This window comes from Bacillus sp. XB1, assembly GCF_053557995.1.
In genome coordinates, this window is record NZ_JBNRIL010000001.1 from 552,931 (window position 1) to 572,378 (window position 19,448).

General features: G+C 32.5%; 15 protein-coding genes and 4 pseudogenes. 17 read left to right on the forward strand and 2 right to left on the reverse strand.

Annotated elements, in window-relative coordinates:
* The first annotated feature begins 5 nt into the window (after positions 1-5).
* From ACK1U5_RS02730 to ACK1U5_RS02745, 4 genes are all read left to right on the forward strand, one after another.
* Complete coding sequence (locus ACK1U5_RS02730; RefSeq protein ID WP_000604774.1) at positions 6-827, forward strand: SDR family oxidoreductase; 822 nt, start codon at positions 6-8, stop codon at positions 825-827.
* Positions 828-899: 72 nt separating this feature from the next.
* Complete coding sequence (locus ACK1U5_RS02735; protein ID WP_061139103.1) at positions 900-2,330, forward strand: cryptochrome/photolyase family protein; 1,431 nt, start codon at positions 900-902, stop codon at positions 2,328-2,330.
* 97 nt (positions 2,331-2,427) lie between these two features.
* On the forward strand, positions 2,428-2,883 hold the full coding sequence (locus ACK1U5_RS02740) for a TspO/MBR family protein (protein ID WP_000749742.1): 456 nt from the start codon (positions 2,428-2,430) through the stop codon (positions 2,881-2,883).
* A 103-nt stretch (positions 2,884-2,986) separates the two neighbouring features.
* Positions 2,987-3,697 carry an alpha/beta hydrolase gene (locus ACK1U5_RS02745; RefSeq protein WP_061139104.1) on the forward strand — a complete coding sequence of 237 codons (711 nt, stop codon included), beginning with the start codon at positions 2,987-2,989 and terminating at the stop codon, positions 3,695-3,697.
* A gap of 87 nt (positions 3,698-3,784) precedes the next feature.
* Here the strand turns inward: ACK1U5_RS02745 and ACK1U5_RS02750 are convergent, their stop codons facing one another.
* Positions 3,785-4,150, reverse strand: coding sequence for a YxeA family protein (locus ACK1U5_RS02750; RefSeq protein ID WP_000714887.1), 366 nt, complete (start codon positions 4,148-4,150; stop codon positions 3,785-3,787).
* 573 nt (positions 4,151-4,723) lie between these two features.
* On the opposite strand from ACK1U5_RS02750, the gene ACK1U5_RS02755 reads away from it, so the two are divergent.
* From ACK1U5_RS02755 to colA, 10 genes and pseudogenes are all read left to right on the forward strand, one after another.
* Positions 4,724-6,262 carry an alpha/beta hydrolase gene (locus ACK1U5_RS02755; protein WP_113710656.1) on the forward strand — a complete coding sequence of 513 codons (1,539 nt, stop codon included), beginning with the start codon at positions 4,724-4,726 and terminating at the stop codon, positions 6,260-6,262.
* Positions 6,263-6,597: 335 nt separating this feature from the next.
* Positions 6,598-6,984 (forward strand): general stress protein, encoded by a 387-nt coding sequence (locus ACK1U5_RS02760; RefSeq protein WP_000549439.1) that lies wholly within the window; start codon positions 6,598-6,600, stop codon positions 6,982-6,984.
* 85 nt (positions 6,985-7,069) lie between these two features.
* Entirely contained in the window at positions 7,070-7,471 is a 402-nt protein-coding gene (locus tag ACK1U5_RS02765; protein ID WP_000683210.1) for a hypothetical protein, read from the forward strand.
* 35 nt (positions 7,472-7,506) lie between these two features.
* Complete coding sequence (locus ACK1U5_RS02770; protein ID WP_087875544.1) at positions 7,507-8,532, forward strand: ParM/StbA family protein; 1,026 nt, start codon at positions 7,507-7,509, stop codon at positions 8,530-8,532.
* Positions 8,533-8,826: 294 nt separating this feature from the next.
* Entirely contained in the window at positions 8,827-9,777 is a 951-nt protein-coding gene (locus ACK1U5_RS02775) for a magnesium transporter CorA family protein (RefSeq protein ID WP_087875543.1), read from the forward strand.
* Positions 9,778-10,065: 288 nt separating this feature from the next.
* Positions 10,066-10,623, forward strand: coding sequence for a TetR/AcrR family transcriptional regulator (locus ACK1U5_RS02780; RefSeq protein ID WP_223272768.1), 558 nt, complete (start codon positions 10,066-10,068; stop codon positions 10,621-10,623).
* A 437-nt stretch (positions 10,624-11,060) separates the two neighbouring features.
* Positions 11,061-12,440 carry an alpha/beta hydrolase family protein gene (locus tag ACK1U5_RS02785; RefSeq protein ID WP_097813982.1) on the forward strand — a complete coding sequence of 460 codons (1,380 nt, stop codon included), beginning with the start codon at positions 11,061-11,063 and terminating at the stop codon, positions 12,438-12,440.
* A gap of 120 nt (positions 12,441-12,560) precedes the next feature.
* The gene (locus ACK1U5_RS02790) at positions 12,561-13,361 is read left to right on the forward strand and encodes a hypothetical protein (RefSeq protein WP_000483298.1); all 801 of its coding nucleotides are present in this window, start codon (positions 12,561-12,563) and stop codon (positions 13,359-13,361) included.
* A 110-nt stretch (positions 13,362-13,471) separates the two neighbouring features.
* Positions 13,472-13,618, forward strand: a pseudogene (locus tag ACK1U5_RS02795) (IS4 family transposase); the annotation flags it as partial.
* Positions 13,619-13,777: 159 nt separating this feature from the next.
* The gene (colA, locus tag ACK1U5_RS02800; protein WP_113710657.1) at positions 13,778-16,660 is read left to right on the forward strand and encodes a collagenase ColA; all 2,883 of its coding nucleotides are present in this window, start codon (positions 13,778-13,780) and stop codon (positions 16,658-16,660) included.
* 413 nt (positions 16,661-17,073) lie between these two features.
* Here the strand turns inward: colA and ACK1U5_RS02805 are convergent.
* Positions 17,074-17,318 (reverse strand): annotated as a pseudogene (locus tag ACK1U5_RS02805) (TetR-like C-terminal domain-containing protein); the annotation flags it as partial.
* Between ACK1U5_RS02805 and ACK1U5_RS02810 the strand changes: the two are divergent.
* From ACK1U5_RS02810 to ACK1U5_RS02820, 3 genes and pseudogenes are all read left to right on the forward strand, one after another.
* A pseudogene (locus ACK1U5_RS02810) lies at positions 17,306-17,434 on the forward strand (MFS transporter); the annotation flags it as partial. The pseudogenes ACK1U5_RS02805 and ACK1U5_RS02810 overlap by 13 nt on opposite strands.
* Before the next feature lie 401 nt (positions 17,435-17,835).
* A pseudogene (locus tag ACK1U5_RS02815) lies at positions 17,836-18,205 on the forward strand (MarR family transcriptional regulator).
* 218 nt (positions 18,206-18,423) lie between these two features.
* Entirely contained in the window at positions 18,424-19,302 is an 879-nt protein-coding gene (locus ACK1U5_RS02820) for a LysR family transcriptional regulator (RefSeq protein WP_000423205.1), read from the forward strand.
* The last annotated feature ends 146 nt before the right edge of the window (positions 19,303-19,448 follow it).

Here is a 19,448-nt window from a genome sequence, read left to right on the forward strand (position 1 = left end):
TTAAAATGATTTTAGTAACAGGTGCTACGGGGAATGTAGGAAAAGAGGTTGTAAAATGCCTAATAAAAAGAAATGCTACTTTCAAAGTCACAACGCGCAGTAGAGAAACTGAAGGAGTGTATTTTGATTTTGAAAACCCTTCATCTGTAAAGGCGGCTTTAACAGGTGTTACTAAAGTCTTTCTAATAAGACCACCACATCTAGCTGATGCAAAAAAGTATTTCCAGCCTGTTGTAGATGTCGCAAAAGAAATAGGTATAAAACACATTGTATTTTTATCTTTATTAGGTGTAGAAAAAAATCCGATAGTACCTCATGCTAAAATTGAAGCTATGATAAAGGCTTCTGGGATCCCTTACACATTCCTAAGACCGAGTTTTTTTATGCAAAATTTATTATCACAACATGGTGATGAATTAAGAAATGAAAAAATAATTGAAGTACCTGCTGGTAAAGGGGAAACAAGTTTTATAGATGTACGGGATATTGGAGAAGTTGCAGCTAAAATATTAACCGAAGAGGGACATGAATTTAAAGCTTATTCTTTAACGGGAAATGAGGCATTAACATATTATGAAGTTGCTGCTATTATTTCAAAAATAATAAATAAAGATATTACTTATACAAATCCAAGTATATTTAAATTTAGAAAAAGAATGATTCAAAAGGGACTTAACAGTGACTTTATTTGGGTTATGATTGGAATATATACAACTGCAAAATTAGGGTTAGCTAAAAAAGTCACATCAGATTTATCGAATTTACTAGATAGAAGTCCAATAACTATGGAAACGTTTGTTTACGATTACAAAGAATTATTAATATAATAATGCAAAAGTAAAAAAGAGGATTATTCACATAAAGAATCTATTATGTTTTAAGAGTAAGAGGGGATAGCCATGCAAAACAAAATTATCGTTATGTTTCAAAAAGATTTTCGTTTATATGATAACCCAGCTCTATTTGAGGCTGTTCAGTCCGGGGAGGTTCTTCCGGTATATGTACAAGATGAAACTTTTTCAATAGGAAGTGCGGCAAAGTGGTGGTTACGCCATGCTATAATGGATGTCCAAAAGCAACTTAAGGCATTGGGCTCTACTTTAATAATCCGCAAAGGAAATACACAGGAAGAAATACTTTCTCTCATAAAACAATTAGATATAACGGCTGTATATTGGAATAGTTGTTATGATCCAGACAGGTTAAAATCTAATCAAAAAATGAAAATGATATTAGAAGATAAAGGTATTATTTGTAAGGAATTTAATTCGCATTTATTATTAGAACCGTGGATTATAAAAAAGAAGGATAACACTGAATATAAGGTGTTTACGCCTTTTTACAATGCATTTCAAAAGCAGGTAATACCTAAACCTATTAGCAGAGTACAGAGTATAAAGTGGGGAAGTTCTTTACCAGCAAGCTTATCTGTCTCAGAATTACACTTGTTGCCGACTATACCGTGGACATCTCATATGGAAGCAATATGGGAGCCTACAGAGGAAGGGGCATACAAAACATTTAAGAAATTTTTCTCTAGTAAATTAGCCTCTTATAGTGAAGGAAGAGATTTTCCAAATCAAAATGCTCATTCAATGTTGGCGCCATATCTTTCATTTGGCCAAATATCAGTGAAGTTAATGTATCACTACTTAATAAATAAAAGTACCGAAAGACAATGTAGTTTTTTTGAAAAACAAGTGATTAGTTTTATACGCCAATTAATTTGGAGAGAGTTTTCTTATTATTTGCTATATCACTATCCGTTTACAGTATATAAACCTCTTAATAAAAACTTTGAACATTTTCCGTGGAATAAGGAAGAGGAGTTATTAAGAGTATGGCAGAAGGGTGAAACTGGTTATCCGTTTATTGATGCGGGAATGCGAGAACTATGGCAAACCGGTTTTATGCATAATCGGGCAAGAATGGCTGTAGCCTCTTTTCTTGTAAAGCATTTGTTAATTCCGTGGCAAGAAGGTGCAAAATGGTTTATGGATACACTACTAGATGCTGATATTGCAAATAATACAATGGGATGGCAATGGGTTGCTGGAAGTGGAGCAGATGCATCCCCGTACTTTCGTATTTTTAATCCTATCACACAAGGAGAAAAGTTTGATAAAAATGGAGAGTATATAAGAAGATGGGTACCAGAATTAAGAGATATCCCAAACAAATATATACATAAACCTTGGGAAGCACCTGAGCATATTTTACAAAAATCCAATATAAAACTTGGGAATACATATCCTTATCCGATTGTTGATCATAAGGCAGCACGAGAGAGAGCCCTTTGTGCATATAAAAATATAAAAGAATTTGTATGAAATAGGTTAAACAATATGTATTTAGAATTTTATCCATTATAAGGACATACTAATCATATAAAGTTTCTATAATCTTCTAGTAAAAAGGAGAATGTTTATGAAAAAATCTAGTATTATAGTATTTTTACTAACATATGGTTTGTTTTATGTTTCTAGTGTTTTATTCCCTATTGATCGTACTTGGTATGATGCGTTAGAAAAGCCGTCTTGGACACCTCCTGGTATGACAATCGGAATGATATGGGCTGTATTATTTGGACTTATTGCATTATCAGTAGCAATTATTTACAACAACTATGGATTTAAGCCAAAAACATTTTGGTTTTTATTCCTTTTAAATTATATATTCAATCAAGCGTTCAGCTATTTTCAATTTAGCCAAAAGAATTTGTTTTTAGCAACAATAGATTGTTTACTAGTCGCTATTACTACGTTGCTTCTCATAGCGGTTTCTTCCAATTTATCTAAAGTATCGACATGGTTGCTAATTCCATATTTTTTATGGACTGCATTTGCTACATATTTATCTTGGACCATTTATAGTATAAATTAAAGGCGTAAATAAAAACTTGAGCATAATAAAAATGCTCGAGTTTTTATGTGTGTTAATGATAATCCGAAATATGGAATATATACATCTTATGGAGGTCATCTTTGTGAAGAAATGGATAAAAATTACGCTGTACTCTTTACTAGCTATTTTAATTATAGGAAGTATTACTTTTTTAACTTGGTCTCAGTTTACTTATAAACCGACGCAAGAGGCTTTGTCGTTAGTAGATGATAAAAAAGATGAAGATAATATCGTTTTTGGAGCGAAAGATGCGAAAGTAGGGGTTATTTTTTATCAAGGAGCTAAAGTAGAAGCTGAGGCTTATAGTTACTTAGGAGAAGCTCTTGCAAAAGATGGGCACTTTGTAGTAATGCCTAAGTTACCATTAAACTTAGCGATATTTGGAATAAATGAGGTAGATAGTGTAATTGAAAAGTATCCTGAAGTTCAAAAATGGTATGTTGCGGGGCATTCAATGGGCGGAGCTATGATTTCTAAGTATGCCTCTCAGCATGAAGACAAGGTAGACGGGATTATTTTCTTAGGTTCGTATCCTGCAGATGACTTTTCTACAAAATCGATTCCGATGTTATCAATTTATGGGGAAGTAGATGCTTTAGCAACTGTAGAAAAAATAGAGAACAATAAAAAGTTAATGTCGAAAAATACAACTATGCACATGATAAAAGGGGGAAACCATGCTCATTTTGGCATGTATGGTGAGCAAAAAGGTGATAATGCGAGTTTAATTACGGCAAAAGCACAACGAGATGAAACAGTAAAAGTAATTGAACAATGGTTATTGGAACAATGATAACGAATTTAATAAATCTACCGAAAGAATTATCCAAACGGTAGATGGGAGAGAGAATAAAGAGCCAAATCGTATGAATTGGCTCTTTTATTTATTTGCTATCTCCAATTGTCCCCTTATTTTCTCAGGAATATCCTCTTTAGAAATAATATCGTAAGAATACACATATTTTCCTTTCACATGAATTTTTAAGTAAGTTTTTCTTATAAAATCATTAGGCGTGTTCGTTCCAACTGTATATTCTTTTTCATTACTTAATTCGTCAACAGCTTTTAGTGAGTACATAGCTTTGCCTTTATGATGATAATCTGGAACACCATATCCTTTCGCAACGGCATATACATTTTTTTCTTCAGCAATCGGATTAAATCTGTCTAAATCTCCGCGTAATATAAAAGGTAGTAAGTATATAGGGAGGCCTATTCCTAGTATGCAAATTACAAATTTCTTCATGATCGTTTCTCCTTTTGTCTATTTACATTTTTGAGTATAGAAAAAAGTTCTTATGAATATAGAGGGAAATTCTTTAAGTTTTTCTTAATAAAGTTTAACTTTGTGAAAAAAACTAATTTGAGCATTAAGTTTACGAAATGAATAGCCAAATAACCTGTTTTCTTTATTTTTTGATGGTAGGTTATTAGGTTTTATATTGGTATGAGTGAATTAAGAAATAAGTGAGATTTAGGAAATAGAATGAATTTATCTTACAGTAATAAGAGAATTACCTAAATAAATGATAGTGAGAACAATTAAAGAAAGCATCTAGTGGGGTGCTTTTTTCTTTTGAAACAGAGAATCTCATGGGTAGGTTACATGTAATTTCGTGCTGTGCTTCTAGGTCATTGGAAAATCCAACAATAAAAAAAGAGGGGGAAGGCGTTTTTTATTGAAGTTTGTTAATGATAGATTTTTAACTTGAGAGGGGGATCGTAAAATAGATTATTAATCTCTTTGGTAATTTTTATTTTCCTTATAGTTGGCATATTGTATTAGAAATTTTAAATTTTGAAGGGAGAATCAATAAGTATGGGTAAGAAAAGAAGAATAAGTAATAAGTTATTACTTATCAGTGCAATTTTTACAATAGCAATTCCCTCAGTCTCATATGCGGAGGAAGTAATTTCACCTGAAAAGTTTACGAGTTCTTCAAGTTTGTATAAGGCACGGAATACGGAAATTTTGAAAACAAATTTATATCCTAATACATATAATAATCCATTTAACCACCAATTTATTTCAAAATTAAAGGAAGTAAACACAAATATAAAAAAAATAGACAATAGTGATGATGAAAATCCTGTTATATCTACTACTCTTTCATTTATTCGCCATATGAATAGTGAAGATTATAAATCTGCATTTGATTTAACCTCAAGGTCATTACAGAAAATAATATCCGAAGAATGGTTGAAGAGCTATTGGGAGGGACTGCCAGTTCAATTACAAGCAGGTTCTTTTATAGAAATTGGAGAGGTTACACAAAAAGAGACAAATCCTGTTCATACAAATGTGGAGATTCAATTAGTTTTTGAAAAAATGACTGTACCTTTACTAATTAAACTAGATCCATCTGGAAAAATAGACGATTTTCAACTAAGCATGTCGTTTAGTCCTGTTGCTGAGCGTCCATCATATAGTAAGCCTGAATCATTTGTTGATAAAGAAGTAGTAGTTGGAAGTGGTGCATTTCCATTACCAGGAACATTGTCGGTTCCAAAAGGAAATGGTCCTTTTCCAGCGGTTATTCTTGTTCAAGGATCAGGAGCAACTGATCAGGATGAAACAGCGTTTGCTTTAAAACCATTTCGCGATTTAGCTGAAGGTCTTGCATCGAAGGGAATTGCTGTCCTTCGCTATAATAAACGAACGTATGAACATGGGCTGAAAACACAATTCAGTCCCTTCTATACAGTTGATAAAGAGACAACAGATGATGCTCTTCTTGTAACTCAATTTCTTAAAAATGAGCCTCTAATAAATAAGAATCAAATATATATTCTTGGTCATAGTCAAGGTGGAATGATGCTTCCGAAAATGATTGAAAAAGACCAAAATCAAAATATTGCTGGGGCAATTGTAATGGGTGGACCAGCTCGTACGATTCAAGACGTTGTTTTAGATCAATTTGAGTATCTTTTTTCTATTGGAGCAATGAACCAGGAGCAATATAAATTCTACAAATCGCAATTTGAATTATTAAATGATCCAAATTTCTCTGGTCAGAATCCTCCAAAAGATTTTTACTTAGGATCAGCAGTATTTTGGGATTCTATTCGGAAAACTAAAGCAGCAGAAATATCAAAAGAACAAAAGACACCACTTCTTATTATTCAAGGAGAAAGAGACTATCAAGTTCAATCAAAAATCGAAATTCCTCTTTGGAAAGAACAATTAAAAGAACGAAATAACGTTGATTATCGACTATATCCAAAGTTAAATCATTTCTTTACAGAGGGCGATGGGGAAATAAGTAAACCGGATGAATATTATAGTCCTGCTAATATTCCTGAGTATGTTATAAATGATATTGCTGCTTGGGTGCAAGGCAGATCGCAATTAAATTAGCAACCATATGTTTTAATAAAGACTTTCTTTCTGTAATCAAAATAGAAATATTTTTATTAGGTTATATGTTTTTTTTAGCACTCTTTGAAAAGGAGTGCTTTTTTATTTTTCTATGATTTCTATAAAATAATGGACTTGTCTTCCAAATAAAGCGTTATTTGTAACGCTGTTATCAAAGCAAAGTGCTCGTGACATTTCCTTGATATTCAAAAACATTAATAACCTATTATGTGAAGTTTTTTGAAAATTTAGGTTTAACATCTTTAAAATAGGTGTATTACATATTACATAACAACTAAATAAGAAAATAAAAAATCTAAGGGAGGAAAAATACGATGCATAAGAATGAAAGAAAACCGGTGGTTTATGAATATCAAAATGAACAGGAAGTAGTTATGAAAGTAAAAGAGCTAGAATTGAAAGGGATTCACCAAGATGACATTTACGTCTTAACACATGAAAAACATATAACAAAAAAGATTGCGGATGATACAAACACAAATACGATTGGAGTAAAAGAACAAGGGTTGGGCACAAGTATTATCAACTTTTTCTCCAAAAAAGGGGACGAGCTCCGAAATCAAATGGAGGAAATGGGGTTGTCGAAGGAGGAAGCTAACTTATATGAAGAAAAACTAGATCAAGGGAGAATTTTACTTCTAGTAACAGATGAAACACTAACGGCGAGTGATAGGCAGCCGCAAAACTATCATTCTCTCTAATAGATTGCAATATCTGATAAATAGATAAGTTAATTATTTTAGGTTGTAGCATGGAAGAAAATAAAAGTAGAGAAGGGTGAGAAAAATGAAACATACAATATTTAAATATGCTGTGATTGGGATTACGACCGGAGTCATAGTATCTCTGTTAAAAAAAGAAAATCGGAAAGCTATACAAACAAAAGGAAAAAGCGTAAAAGACAAACTACAAGAAGGAAACATAAAGGAAACATTAGAGAAGGTAACCGAGACAAGTAAACAATTCTCTGTAACTGCAGCTAATGTTGCAAAACAAACATTACCACAACTGCTTACAGCCACACCGGTTGTCATTTCTACTATTAAAGATTTAACAGAAAACGAAAATAACAAAAAGAAAAAAGATGAAAAGGATAATGAAATAAAACAAAATAGTAAGAACCTAGACGGAGAAAAAACGGAAAATGAAAAGAAATATGTGAAAGAAGGGAAAGAAGAGAGTGCTTAGATTTAATTCTAAAAAGAGAAAGTGAGGAAAAAAGTATGAAATCTCTGTATGCAATTGATGTAGGAATTGGTTTTACTAAGCGGGCATATCGACAGGATGTAGATTCTGAGGTGACGATTAAGAGTGAAGCTGCCACACTAGCTCCTGTACCTAATCATGCTGAAAGTGAAGATTTAACAAAGGTAAGTTTTATAGACTTAGACTTTGCATACTACATGGGAAATGAAGCACATCAATCTGACGCTTCATTTCTTCCTCCATTTGACGAAGAAATAGAAAATTATTATGAAAGCGAAGAGTTTAAACAACAAATATTTGGTTGCATTGCAAAGGATTATAAAGAAAATGTCGTGTTACCTTTAGTTGTTACCGGGCTTCCAGTCACTTGTTTTGGTAGTCAGCATGAGCAATTACAACGTGCACTAAAAAAAGAAACTTCCGTACAAATTGATGGGAAATTTATTAATATTACGGTTGAAAATGCTTTGATTCTTCAGCAACCGATCGCTTTACATGCCTATTTCTTAAAAGAGGGAATCATTCAGGAACAAGATCGCATCTTAATTATTGATGGTGGATTTCGTACATTAGAAATGACAGATATGAAACAGAATGTCATTTTAAATCATTATGAGACGGAACTAGGATGTAGCAAGCCTTTGAAAAATATTAAGAATATCCTGCAGAATCATGCGGATGAAAGTAATCAATTGCATATTAATGACATGCCAAAAATATTAGAAAAAGGATATGGAGATAAAGAAGAAAATTATGAGACAAGTCAGGTGGATATTTTAATTCAAAAAGAGTTGGATACACATTTCCAAGACATCATGCGTGTATTACAAGAACAATTTAAGTTAGACCAGTATGATACTATTATTTGGACAGGAGGAATAGTAGATCTCCACAAAAAACAAATTGAAAAAATGCAAGGTGAAATTGTTTCTTTCCGTATGGTAGACGCTTCAAAAGAGGCCGCGCTTCATGGATACTATATTATTGGAAGTCAAGTATTTGAGGACATCACCAATCAATCTGCATATAAATCCAAATTATAATGACGACCGAAATGGAGTTCGTTGAATAGACGTGCCAAATTGTGTGGCTTCTTTTCCAAATATAAATAAGAAAAGATAAAAAGTGCTTGTATAGAGGAAATGTTTAAAATTGAGAATAAAAATAACTAATATATAGGGGGTCTTCCTTTTTAAAGAATAAGACCTCCTATGCATTTATTTTGTAATTTAGATGATTTAAAAACTTTTCCTCCAAGATATGGATACCTACATACAAATTTCATATTACGGATATGATTCAATCAAACATAAAACTATTTAGAAAGGAAGAATAATATGGAATGCATAAAAATGACGAAATGGAGTTGGTATCATGTGAAAACTAGTGAGCTTGAAGAAATTTCTTCTATAATCCCCCGTGATGTAACATCTTATTTCCCTCAATTTGTAAAGAAAATAAGTTCTCCTTGTGAAAATGGATTATATGTTTATACGTTATCACCAAGTCAAACTTGTGTATATGGTTCGTTTTTATATGATCAAGATAAAAAGGACGCCAAAATTCAAAAATTTCTTCATTATTTCGTAGCTCATGGGATACTGATAACGGTCCAAGAAAAAGAGGAAGAAGATTTTCAAGAATTAATACATAATTTCCCTATAGGTATAAAAAATTGTAATAGTTCCGCTGAAGGACTATGTGCCATCTTATCGATATTTATATCTCACTATTTACGAAAGGTTGACTATTTTGAAAACAATTTCAGAAATGTGTTATGGGATTTTTATCATCATAATAACATAGCAGTTTTAGAAAGGATTTATCATATTCGTCATGAATTATTTATGAACACACATGTGTTTCGCTTAATACAAGAAGTGTTACAAGGCCTAAAAGAAGCTTGGTTAGAAAAACTAATAAACACCCTTTGTTATAAACAAACACACGTAAAATTAGAGCGTGGATTACAACTTGTTAAAGAGTACCAAGAAGAATTAGACACGATGATTCATTTACAAGAAGTTGTTTCTTCTCATCGTGGGAATGAAATTATGAAAGCTCTTACTGTATTAACTGCTGTGAGTACGCCTTTGACAGCCTTAGGAGCATTATGGGGTATGAATTTTAAATACATGCCTGAACTAGAATGGAAATATAGCTATTTAATCGCTCTCTTATTTATTATTTTCACAACAGCGGGTATGTATATGTATATGCGATTCAAAGGGTGGACAGGTGATTTATTACGAGTAAAGAAAAAGAAGTCTTTTTTTAAATCTAATTGATCCTGTTTATAAAAAATATGATAGACATATAGTTAATAATATTTATTAATTGGGGTAGTGCCATATCCCTATCAAGTTAAAGTTTTGATGTCCCCGCAATGATAAAAATAAACTTGGTTTCCATAAAAAACATAATATTTTCATTTAAAGGCTATGAGGTGAAATGTCATCATCTTCATCACGTTTGACCTTCAAGAAATAAAAAGTTAAACTATTCTTGTACTCGAAGTACTATTATAGTACTGGAGAGATAATAACTTTACTATTTTGGTATGAGGTGAATAAATGATGAAAGATCGGATTGCCAAAACTGCTATTGCGCTTTTTCATGTAAGGGGAATAAAATTCACAATGAGTGATTTAGCTCGTGATCTAGGTGTAAGCAAAAGTACGCTTTACGAGCATTTTCCATCTAAGGACGAGCTTATTGGTTATGTAGTTGAGCAAATAAATGAAGAAGCCCAAATACGTTTTCGGGAAATTATCGATAATTCGAATTTGACCATACCGGAAAAATTAAAAGGGATTCTTTTAATTGTGCCTAAGGATTTTCAGCACAGCTTCGTACGTTTACTGATTGAACTGCGACGTTACCATCCAGAGCAGTGGGCAAAAATAGAACAAGGCATAAATGAAGAATGGGAGGTAATTACTGGGCTAGTTGAAGAGGGCATCAATACCGGTGTTTTACGTTCAATGGACATTCCAGTGCTAATCCAAACACTCAAAACATTAATGAAATCAATTTTTGAACAGGGGAGTATAGCCTCTAACCAAATTACTCTACAAGAGTCACTTGCAATGATGACCGATATCATATTGCATGGAATCACAAGTAAGGATTAAATAGTACTTCTACATAAAAAATGAGTAGGGTCACAATAACCATACAGGTTAACGTAGCCCCGCTCATTTTTTATTTTTATCCCGCTTTAATGGGCAGTAAGATTCCTACCTCAAAATTCAGTGAAAGCAAAGAATTTAGGTGGGAGATCAACTGCCCATAAAAGTCCGATTGGTGAGGGCTGATAATCAGTGGGGGATGAAGAAAACACCACTGATTAAAGTTTCACTTTATGTCGATTTTACTTAAGGGTAATTATACTTTACAGTCTGGAAGATTTCGGTATAATATAAAATGAGTACCGAAAATAATTTTTTGGTACTAAAGGTACAAATTAAGGTAATCAGAGATGGAAACGAAAAGTTTGTAATTTTAAATTGTTTTTTCAATTTGGCTGGGATGTCCTTGAAGATAAAATACGGGTATAGGAGGAATGTAAATGGATTTTTTTGAGACTGTTATAATCATTGTGAATTTTAGTATTCTAGGCTGTATATTGTTTTTTAGTGAGAAAATAAAACAATGGTCTGTCTTTATTCTAACAGTTGCCTTTTGTGTGGTTGTTGTGCAGCTTATCGTAGAAGGGTATCGCTGGCAGATGATTCCTGCTTATTTGTCCCCATTTATTTTAACAAGCTGCTATCTATTTGCTGAATCAAAAAAGAACGTTAAAAGTTGTGGGGCATTCACAGTCAAGACATCGCTACTGGTCATTTATTTGACTATTGCGGTCATGCTTCCTTCCCTCATGCCGGTAGTTTTATTTGAAAAAACGAGCGGTCCCTTCAAGGTTGGTACTACACTTTATCATTGGATTGATTATAATCGAGAAGAACCTTATATGAAAGATTTGAACGGCCGGCGCGAGCTGATGGTTCAGGTTTGGTATCCTGCAAAAGAAAAAGGAGAGATGAATCGCGCACCTTATATCCATAACTCGGATGAGATTGCCAAGGGGTTGGAAAAATCATTGTCTATTCCAGCATTCGCGTTTCATCATCTAGGCTTGATGAAGTCGAATGCATTCATGGAAGCTCAATTGTCAGATTCAGAGGAACGTTATCCGGTCCTACTCTTTTCCCATGGTTTAAGCGGTTTTCGCAATCAAAACACGTTTGAGGTGGAGGAGTTGGCCAGCCAAGGTTACATCGTCGTAGGAATTGATCATACCTATGATGCTGCAGCTACCGTCTTTCCAGATGGCAGAACCGCTTTTGTACAGTCGATCAATTTAACTGATTTTGCCGAACGAGATCGCCATATCAAATTATGGAAGGAAGATGTTGTTTTTGTACTTAATCAAATAGAGAAGCTTAACCAAAGCGATAAAGATAATCGCTTTACAGGAAGAATGGATACATCCCGAATTGGAATGTTTGGACATTCTTATGGTGGAGCTACAGCTGCGCAAGTGTTAGTGGAAGACTCCCGTGTCAAAGCAGCCATCAATATGGATGGTACATTATATGGGGAAAATGTTCCGAAATCTAGAGTTGGAAAACCGTTTTTGATTATGAATGCAGAGACTAGTGATGATTCCACGGAAGATTTTTTAGAGGGAAAAGTTCGTAGTGACCATGCACTTGCAGGTGGTGGCATGTCAATGGTTATTCCCCATACCAATCATACGAGTTTCACTGATTTTCATTTGTTCTCTCCTTTGTTACGAAGCTTAGATGAAGATCCAAGATACGTTCACCGTATTATAAACGAATTCAGTCTCGCTTTTTTTGATCGATATGTGAAACAGGTAGACGATAGCTCTGCGCTTGAAAAATTGGACTCCAAATACCCAGAAGTGAAATTTAAAGTGAATTGATGACAATGTCTTTTAATATATTTGCTAACAGTTGGGTATATATTTTAATCATCAAGAAAGATTGCCCTCTGTAGCATACAGAGGTCAATCTTTTTTAAATTAATATAAAGGAGTTTTTTTATGTTTAATAGATTGAAGTATTTTCTTTTATCCGAGAAAGAAATAGTTGAAACTGTGAAGAATTACAAGGAGGAAAAAATACATGTTTTCATAATAAAAGATTTTTTAGGGGAGTTAATCTTAATAAGAACTCTTATATTTTTAATGTTTGTTCCAATATCAACTTTTATTTTTTCAGTTGTAATTTTTGGAGCTGTTTTCTTTTTATCCGGTATTAAGATTACCATTTGGGGCATTGCTATAATGTTATTGGTTCCAATAACATTACTTTTCTATATGAATATAACTAATACATCAATTATTATTACTGATTTAGTGAAGAAATTTTTATTAACCATAAAATATCTAAATCCATTTTACTCAATATTAAATAAACCTTGGTTATTTATTTTTGAATTATTATTTGGTTTTTTATATGTCTTCGTGCTATCTTTGTTTTCTATTTGGATAGTATTACATTCATTAGAAATAGGTTTCTCTGAATTTAGTTCAGAGGACAATCGAAGTTTCCAATTTTCAATTATTATTTTGCATACAGCAATTTATTTGTTTATAAGAGTTCATGGCCAGCCTTGTAAGACAACTAAGCAAAAAATTAAAAAACTGAAAATGAAATTTTATTTATGGTTTTGTTCTATGATTGCAAGTATTGTATATATATTTGAATCACTCTTTAATTATATGAATGGAATTCAAGCAATTTATTTTATATTTGTTTTAATGATTGCTTTAGAAAGAACAGTGACACATTATAAGAAATTTATAGATTTTTTAGAATCTGAAAATTTGTATGAAAAATAATTTTAGAGAGAAAAGTCATTTGAAATATAAAAAGTTATACCTACTAAGTACTGAACGAGTAAAAAAACGTTATTCTTTCTCTAGAATCCTAGGAAAGGATAGCGTTTTTTATGTCTATTTTTGTATCTGATGAACTACAACTATTTGCTCAAGAAATTCAATGTTATTTATCCCCGAACATCTTAAGAAATCTTGCCAGAGAGTCTGGTTTCGTGCAACGAACCTGTAAATTCCAAACAAAAAGTTTACTCAATTTATGAGTATGTATGGAAAAAGAAAGAGATTCAATAATGCTTTGTTTAATATTAATTTATACAGAAATTCATATTAAACAATATGTAATAATACATTTTATGATAATTTATTAAAATGAAATGTTATATTTTTGGGTGGAATATATAAATGGAGGAAATGTTATGAACAAGAATTTAAAATTTACTCAAATGATGATCGGTATTAGTACGATGGCATTATCATTTGGAAGTATTCAAACACAGGTATCCGCAGAAGAAAAAGCACCCTATAATACGTTACAGATGAAACCGATTGGGACAGAAACTTTAAAAGATGAAATTGCACATGCTACAAAAGCGGATGGAACTTTAACTTTTGAAGAGCGTTTAAAAGTAGGTGATTTTTCACAAAGGCCAACTTCGGTTATGAAACATAATGACAGGCAATTAAAGCAAAGCTATACTCTGGCAGAACTGAATAAAATGCCTGATAGTCAATTCATTGATACGCTATCAAGAGTTTCATGGAATCAAATTACAGACTTATTTCAATTCAATCAAGATACGAAAGCTTTTTATCAAAATAGAGAACGTATGAACGTTATCATTAATGAATTAGGACGACGAGGGAAATCTTTTACGAAAGAGGACTCAATGGGAATTGAAACTTTTGTTGAGATATTACGTTCTGCTTTTTATGTGGGATATTTTAATAATGAAGTAGGTTACTTAAATGAGAGAAGCTTCCATGACAAATGTTTACCAGCATTAAAAGCTATTGCAAAAAATCCAAACTTTACATTAGGTACAGCTGAGCAAGATAGAGTAGTAGTTGCGTATGGGAAATTAATTAGTAATGCTTCTAGTGATGCTGAAACAGTACAGTATGCAGCAAATATTTTAAAACAGTTTAATGATAACCTTTCTATGTATGCTAATGATTATATGAAAGAACAAGCTGTATATGAAATCGTAAAAGGTATTGATTATGATATACAATCTTATTTGCAGGAAACGAATAAAAAGCCTAATGCAACAATGTGGTATGGAAAGATAGATAACTTTATAAATGAGGTTAGTAGAATTGCTCTCATACGGAATTTAACAACTGACAATAGTTGGCTAATTAATAATGGGATTTATTATGCAGGACGTTTAGGGAAATTTCATAGCAATCCAAACAAAGGATTGGAAGTTATTACACAAGCGATGAATATGTATCCTCGCCTAAGTGGACCTTATTTTATAGCGGTAGAGCAAATCAAAACAAACTACGGTGGAAAAGATTATGATGGAAATACAGTAGATTTACAGAAAATACGTGAAGAAGGGAAGTTACAATACTTACCTAAAACATATACATTTGATGATGGATCTATTGTTTTTAAGACAGGCGATAAAGTAACAGAAGAGAAAATTAAAAGGTTATATTGGGCAGCCAAAGAAGTAAAGGCACAATATCACCGTGTAATTGGAAATGATAAAGCACTAGAACCAGGTAACGCAGATGATGTGCTGACAATTGTAATTTATAATAATCCAGATGATTATCAATTAAATAGACAATTATATGGATATGAAACGAACAACGGCGGTATTTATATTGAAGAGAAGGGTACTTTCTTTACATATGAGCGTACACCAAAACAGAGTATTTATAGTCTAGAAGAGTTATTCCGTCACGAATTCACTCATTATTTACAAGGAAGATACGAGGTTCCTGGTTTATTTGGGAGTGGAGAACTATATCAAAATGAACGCTTAACTTGGTTCCAAGAAGGGAATGCAGAATTCTTTGCAGGATCTACACGTACAAATAATGTTGTTCCACGTAAAAGTATTATAAGTGGCTTATCATCTGATCCGGCAAGCCGTTATACTGCAAAGCAAACTTTGTTCGCAAAATATGGATCATGGGATTTTTATAATTATTCCTTTGCACTACAGTCTTATCTATATAATCACCACTTTGAAACCTTTGATAAGATTCAGGATTTAATCCGTGCAAACGATGTGAAAAATTATGACGCGTATCGTGAAGCATTAAGTAAAGATGCACAGCTGAATACAGAATATCAAACGTATATGCAGCAGTTGATTGATAATCAAGATAAATACAATGTACCACAAGTAACAAATGATTACTTAATACAACATGCACCTAAGCCGTTAGCTGAAGTGAAGAAAGAAATTGTCGATGTAACTAATATAAAAGATGCAAAAATCACAAAACATGAGTCTCAATTTTTTAACACATTTACTGTAGAAGGCAAGTACATAGGTAGTACATCAAAAGGTGAGTCTGAAGACTGGAAAACAATGAGTAAACAAGTCAATCAAACCTTGGAGCAGTTGTCTCAAACAGGATGGAGCGGCTATAAAACAGTTACAGCCTATTTTGTTAACTATCGTGTGAATGCAGCCAATCAATTTGAATATGATATTGTTTTCCATGGTGTTGCAACAGAGGAAAAAGAAAAAACAACGACTATAGTAAATATGAATGGACCATATAGCGGGATAGTAAATGAAGGAATTCAATTCCATAGTGATGGTACAGAAAGTGAAAATGGAAAAATTATTTCTTATCTATGGAACTTTGGAGATGGTACAACAAGTACTGAAGCCAACCCTACCCATGTATATGGGGAAAAAGGAACATATACTGTGGAACTAACTGTGAAAGATAGTAGAGGAAAAGAAAGTAAAGAACAAACAAAAGTTACTGTAAAACAAGATCCGCAAACAGGTGGATCCCTTGAAGAGGAAAAGGTACTCCCATTTAATAAGCTTGTAAAAGGAAATCTGATTGCTCCTGATCAAACAGATGTTTATACGTTTGATGTTACAGTTCCAAAAGAAGTAGATATTTCTGTGGTAAATGAACAAAACATTGGGATGACATGGGTACTTTATCATGAATCAGACATGCAAAATTACGTAGTTTGTGGTGAAGATGAAGGAAATGCTATAAAGGGAAAATTCGTAGCGAAACCAGGGAAATATTATTTGAATGTGTATAAATTTGATGATAACACTGGTGAATATTCATTATTAATAAAATAAATTTATTTTCCATATGTATATAACGGTTGTTTTTTAGGAGGAGTCTGTCACGATAGGCTTCTCCTAATTTTTACTCTAAAATAAGTTAATAAATTAGGTAATTATCTCTAAAAATAAATCATTATAAACCTAAAATATTCAATTAAAAAATAGAAGAGAGGGAGCTTGCGTCTTAATAAAACTAATATTAGGAGTTATGTCACATTTCGATTAAATAAAATATCGTAAAATCCTCAGAATAAATTTTTTTGCATGTTCATTCATTTAGGGTAATTCTCAACTCTTAAGCAGATGTATGTGGGGGACCGATTCATATACATCTGCTTAAATAATTAGATATTTTATTTATTAAGTTAAGCGAAATTTTATTCGTATAGGAGGAAGGCGCATTTAATTCTTTTTTCGAATGTTATTCATGTTAATCGTATTCCATCGAATGCGCTTGTTACCAAGTGATGTACATAGGAATCATCCAACTTATCACCGGTTACTAGCAACCGATAAAAAATTGGTCCGTAAATGAGATCGATGGATAATTCAATATCAAGGTTTTCTTTCAATTCTCCTCTTTGAATTCCCTTCTCTAGAAGTTGCTTTGCTTGCAGTCGACGGGGCGGAAACATCGAGTACGATATTCTTCTGCCAGTTTTAAGTCAACGTTTGATTTTCTCTTTGCAACCAGAAGTTCGTAGTCGCTTAAATGGATTATTCATGTCTATTTTCTTTTTGGGTGGTGCTGTTGGATCCTTTGTCGGAGGATGGGCATACGCTTGAGGTGGATGGAGTGTAGCATTGTGGATCGGAATCGCTTGAATGCGTATTCATTGATATGTCTGAGTTTTATAGATTATTTGCGGTTATTTTGAAGTTTTTACATCACAACCAGATTTTTTGTCTCTATCGCTAAAAGAGGGCAAAACTCACCATATAAAATGTGTCCGAATTCCATTTAGACTATGAAAAAAGAGAGCTTGCGCTAGACAACAAGCCCTCTAAAAAATAACGTAATTGAGATATCTATATATTAACAGTTATTTTCTAACAATTCCATATGTCTTATGTTGAGAAATAAATTATAAGTGGCTTGATAAAGCTAAAATGAATGATTGACATAATATTTAGACGATAATATAATAAATCTCGAATTCAAGATAATTTGTAAAGGATTGGTAATTGTGAGCGTGATTAACGATGAGAGCTTATCTTTAAAGTTAATTGTTATATTATCAAGGGAATTACAGCCAATCACTAAACTTATTGAAAAGGATCTAAAAATTTATGGACTTAATGCAACTGAATTTGCAGTGCTTGAGCTACTATACAGTAAAGCTAATCAGCCTATAAAAAAATTGGGGACAAAATATTACTTGTAAGTTTTTGTATCACGTATGCATCAATTATTTCAGAAGGTATTGAATTGGTGACACTAATTTTTCCACAGCATAGAGAGGGGATTCGGCAAATATTTGGTAGTTTGGACTATATTGAGAAAAAATGATAAGTAAACAGTTGAAAAAGTTAGGATATTACGCACAGAAAGTGTAAGTTTTTAGATGTTATTTCTGTTTAGTAATATCCTAATTAAATATAAATTAAATAAATAGGAGGGAAAATTAATAAATAGTAGTAAATGTATTGTAGTACAAAATAAAGAAATTATGTAATTGCAATTAATATAGTAGGAAATAAAGTTGTTATGTTAACGTATACATATCGTCCTTTAAATTATAAATCTTTCATAAAGCGGAGAGTGGGTATCAAGAATGGAATTACGTCATTTAGAGTATTTTATTCAAGTTTGTAATAATAATAGTTTTACTAAAGCTGCGGAAGTTCTAGGTATTTCACAGCCGACTTTAAGTCAACAAATCCGTGTGTTAGAAGGTGAACTTGATACACCCTTGTTTCATCGAGTTGGAAGAGGTATCAAAATGACAGAAGCGGGTAAGCTGCTATTTGATAAAGGAAAATTTATCATGCAACAATTTGATGACGTTTATAATGAAATTTTTGAATTAAAGGGTGTAAAAAGAGGTGTGATTACTATAGGAGGTCTATTAGAGGACCTTACTTATTTAACACCTTATATTATGAAGTTTCAACAACATTATCCCAACATCGTAGTGAAAATTGTAGAATCCGAAGTTGCCGTAAATCAAATCGTTGACAAAAATATTGATTTTGGGATTACACGTAGTGCTCAAATTCCAGACACATTAACAAACACCCTTTTGTATAGTGAAGAGCTCGTCCTTGTCATTCCAAAAAATCATCCTTTGAATGAAAAATCATTTGTTTCTTTTCGAGAATTAGTAGGGCTGAGTAGAATAATGGTTTCATGTAGTTGTCGTGAATCTATTAAAATATATTGTGAGAGTTTAGGGTTATCTTTATCTGAAGCAAATATAGAAACAAAATCTTCTATTTCTCTATTGAGCCTTGTATACAATGGACATGGGGTTGCCATAATACCTCGTTCACTGGTTAACTTTGTTAATAATGATACTTTGAGCATAGTTCGTATTACTGATCCAACACCAAGTCAAGATATTAATCTTATTCACTTTGATGATAAATTTTTAAGTTTTGCTGCACGCATCTTTATGCAGAAGTTAAATGATTCGCAAAAAGTATCAGTGTAATAGAAATAATAATGATTCTAGTGTAAAATTTGAAAAAATCTATAAATCTTAAGATAAAGCAAATATTAAAGTCAAAGGGCAGTGGCTTTATATGTGTGGTGTGATCGATTTTTGACTTTTACTTAAGGGAAAGGGGTAGGCTTTGC

Bases quoted from the DNA above. Each gene is read 5' to 3' on its own strand.
- ACK1U5_RS02755 (WP_113710656.1), top strand. From the start codon at position 4,724: ATGGGTAAGAAAAGAAGAATAAGTAATAAGTTATTACTTATCAGTGCA.
- ACK1U5_RS02750 (WP_000714887.1), bottom strand. From the start codon at position 4,150: ATGAAGAAATTTGTAATTTGCATACTAGGAATAGGCCTCCCTATATAC.
- ACK1U5_RS02760 (WP_000549439.1), top strand. From the start codon at position 6,598: ATGCATAAGAATGAAAGAAAACCGGTGGTTTATGAATATCAAAATGAA.
- ACK1U5_RS02730 (WP_000604774.1), top strand. From the start codon at position 6: ATGATTTTAGTAACAGGTGCTACGGGGAATGTAGGAAAAGAGGTTGTA.
- ACK1U5_RS02780 (WP_223272768.1), top strand. From the start codon at position 10,066: ATGAAAGATCGGATTGCCAAAACTGCTATTGCGCTTTTTCATGTAAGG.
- ACK1U5_RS02775 (WP_087875543.1), top strand. From the start codon at position 8,827: ATGGAATGCATAAAAATGACGAAATGGAGTTGGTATCATGTGAAAACT.
- ACK1U5_RS02765 (WP_000683210.1), top strand. From the start codon at position 7,070: ATGAAACATACAATATTTAAATATGCTGTGATTGGGATTACGACCGGA.
- ACK1U5_RS02740 (WP_000749742.1), top strand. From the start codon at position 2,428: ATGAAAAAATCTAGTATTATAGTATTTTTACTAACATATGGTTTGTTT.
- ACK1U5_RS02790 (WP_000483298.1), top strand. From the start codon at position 12,561: ATGTTTAATAGATTGAAGTATTTTCTTTTATCCGAGAAAGAAATAGTT.
- ACK1U5_RS02820 (WP_000423205.1), top strand. From the start codon at position 18,424: ATGGAATTACGTCATTTAGAGTATTTTATTCAAGTTTGTAATAATAAT.
- ACK1U5_RS02770 (WP_087875544.1), top strand. From the start codon at position 7,507: ATGAAATCTCTGTATGCAATTGATGTAGGAATTGGTTTTACTAAGCGG.
- colA (WP_113710657.1), top strand. From the start codon at position 13,778: ATGAACAAGAATTTAAAATTTACTCAAATGATGATCGGTATTAGTACG.
- ACK1U5_RS02735 (WP_061139103.1), top strand. From the start codon at position 900: ATGCAAAACAAAATTATCGTTATGTTTCAAAAAGATTTTCGTTTATAT.
- ACK1U5_RS02785 (WP_097813982.1), top strand. From the start codon at position 11,061: ATGGATTTTTTTGAGACTGTTATAATCATTGTGAATTTTAGTATTCTA.